The sequence below is a fragment of the Sphingomonas sp. FUKUSWIS1 genome, assembly GCF_000733135.1.
Taxonomy (GTDB): domain Bacteria; phylum Pseudomonadota; class Alphaproteobacteria; order Sphingomonadales; family Sphingomonadaceae; genus Sphingomonas; species Sphingomonas aerolata.
In genome coordinates this window covers 40,155-42,775 of the sequence record NZ_JPJC01000249.1, presented here as the reverse complement: position 1 = coordinate 42,775, position 2,621 = coordinate 40,155, and the positions used below count along the sequence as shown (strand labels likewise).

3 protein-coding genes and 1 pseudogene are annotated in these 2,621 nt (G+C 62.8%); 2 read left to right on the top strand and 2 right to left on the bottom strand.

The genetic code is table 11. From position 1 onward, the window contains the following. Window positions 1–345: pseudogene (locus sphsw_RS20105) on the top strand (TIGR02594 family protein); the annotation flags it as partial. A gap of 791 nt (window positions 346–1,136) precedes the next feature. On the opposite strand, the gene sphsw_RS15565 reads toward sphsw_RS20105, so the two are convergent. Beyond that, window positions 1,137–1,355: a hypothetical protein gene (locus sphsw_RS15565; RefSeq protein ID WP_031441418.1), complete on the bottom strand. Its 219-nt coding sequence runs from the start codon at window positions 1,353–1,355 to the stop codon at window positions 1,137–1,139. Window positions 1,356–1,543: 188 nt separating this feature from the next. Further along, window positions 1,544–2,116: a TetR/AcrR family transcriptional regulator gene (locus sphsw_RS15560; RefSeq protein ID WP_235188420.1), complete on the bottom strand. Its 573-nt coding sequence runs from the start codon at window positions 2,114–2,116 to the stop codon at window positions 1,544–1,546. A gap of 160 nt (window positions 2,117–2,276) precedes the next feature. Between sphsw_RS15560 and sphsw_RS20610 the strand changes: the two genes are divergently transcribed. After that, window positions 2,277–2,621, top strand: a 345-nt coding sequence (locus sphsw_RS20610; protein WP_042467507.1) for an MFS transporter, incomplete at its 3' end; no start/stop codon positions are given.

Sequence of the window (2,621 nt, the reverse complement as noted above, 5' to 3'; positions counted from 1 at the left end):
GGCGTGTTCGTCGCATATTGCCTGCAGGACGATGGTATCGAGCCGGTCTCGATTGCGGTGCGGGCGACGTCATGGTCGACATGGGGATTGTCGTTGCGGCCGGAGCGTCTGGCTCCGGGGGCTGTGCTGGTGTTCGAGCGTCCTGGTGGTGGGCATGTCGGTTTCTATGTCGGCGAAGACGCAACGGCCTATCATGTCCTTGGCGGCAATCAGGGCGACGCGGTGACCATCGCCCGGATCGCAAAGGATCGCTGTATCGCGCGCCGATGGCCAGCCGGTCGCCCCGTAATAGGCAAGCCGGTCCAGATGGCGGCACGAAAGCCGATCTCGACCGACGAAGCCTGATGGACATGCGCTGATTTCGTAGTGCGCACATTGGATCCAGATCCATTCGTAACAGACCGTATTGGCGGGCGGACGCTCGAATGGTGGGTTTGGCCTGACCGCGCCGTACGACCTCGACGATGAGATCCCGCGATACGAGGCGCGGTGTCTCCGGCTTCCAGAACCAAAAGCTTCGATCGCCCCGGTAGATGCGGTGGCCGAGACCAGCACGGATTTCCGACAGTGCGAGTCCCACCTCTGTCGCGGTCAGTGCTCGTTCGTACAGGACGACCTATCCGTCTGCCGCGACGAGATCCGTTGATACGACGCGATATGCGCGCAGTGAATCCGACCCTGCCAACAGGGCGCCGGCGAAATTTGCGGGGTTCAGGACGATCGGGATCGGATGTGTCGTCCCATCCCGCAGCAACGAACAGGGCACGCGCACGGGCGACCAGTGCTGCCTCCACAGCGGCATTGCGGGTCGCATCGCCCTGCATCATGGTCGGGCACATGCTTCAGTGGCGTCGAGCTCGACCATCCGATCGTCGATGACTACGATTGTCTCGGGATCCGCTCCACGCTTGACGACTTCGACGACGGCTTCCGCGCCCCACCCGCCATAGCAGCCGAAGCCAAACGGCGTTGTACCGTGCCGTCTCGGGGTAAAACTGTGTCGAGGCGGACGGCGCATGACGTGGTCTACGCAGAGTTACGAACGACCCAAGGGGCTGCCGATCAGTTTTCGCCGTCGTGGCTCCGCGCCCAGGGTTGATGGGCCAGACGATACGATTTTCCGAAGTCGTGCCGGCCTATCGCAGACCGAACCCCGCGGTGCTGTTTGCGCCATCGTCGGTCCGCTCACGACCAGCCAGCACGTTCTCGAGTTCAGTCAATGAATGGGGCACGTCGAGGTGCTGCGCCCCGATGAACAGGCGTGACCCGTTCCCCTCGGGCACAGCATGGGTCAGCTTGTCGATATCGACCAGCGCCTTGCCCTGCGGCAGTATTTCGATCTGAACAAATCGCATGTGATTTCCCATCTTGCGTCTGAGGGCTGGAGTGTCGCGCGGTCGATAGCGAAGTTTTGTGCCTGAGGTTACCCGACATGCTGACTTACGTCGCTAGAGTCGGCTTAAGGGCGAGGAGACGGATCCCGGAGTCAGATAGCGGGTAGGGTGGTCGGAATGCATGCGAGTCGGTCTCTTTTTCGGCGAGATTAGTGGAGTTTGCTCTCACGCTCCTGTCTGCCTTGAGCATCCCACGCCGCCATCGCGTGTCCAATGCCGGCCCGCAGCGTCTCGGTCGGAACGCCGTCCCGCGCTTGGATCGAGATCCCCAGCACCAGCCCATCGTACAACATGGTGAGCCCCGCGACGTCCGTGGCGGGATCGAGATCGCCGGCGGTGACGCCGGCGGCGATACACCGCTGCAATGCCTGCCGGGTAATTTCGCGTTCGGCATGGGTCAGCGCCCGGGTCGGTGCACCGGCCTCGGACGAAACGATCGCTGACAGCGTCATCATGCACCCCTTCGGATGGGCAGGATCGGTCTGCACCGCAACCGACGCGATCAAGGCCTGTTCGAGCCGCGAGCGTGGCGATAGCGTCTCGTCGTCGAGCGCACCGACGATGCCGCCATGCACGGCGAGATAGCGCGTGAGCGTTTCGCGGTAGAGCGCTTCCTTCGAACCGAAGGCCGCGTAGAAACTGGCCGACGAGATGTCGCCCATCGCCTGACGCAGCGTGAGCAGCGACGCGCCCTCATACCCGTGTTCCCAGAACAGATGCATCGCGCTGTCCAGCGCTGCAGCCCTGTCAAAACCACGCGGTCGTCCGCTCCGTGCCATATATGTCCGCTCCTGATTATGGACTAATCAATCCATTACTCGTTGACAAGCCACGCCATGTGGTTGAGCGCAGTGGACCAGCCGATCCAGAAGTGAGTGTTGCGTGATTCCAAGATCCGGTCAGACAGACGATGGCGCGAGCGAGACATTGCCGATCTCCGCGTTGCTGGCGCTGGCAATGACCGGCTTCACCGCGATCCTCACCGAAACGCTCCCTGCCGGGCTGTTGCCGCACATGGCCGCCGGGCTCGACGTATCGGAGTCGCTCGCGGGGCAGACCATCACGGTCTATGCGGTCGGATCGCTGTTCGCGGCGATCCCGCTGACGCTGTACACGCAAGGTTGGCGCCGCAAGCCGACCCTGCTCGTCGCGATCGTCGGTTTTCTGATCTTCAACTGCGTGACCGCGGTGTCGACCTCCTATGCGCTGACGCTCGTCGCGCGGTTC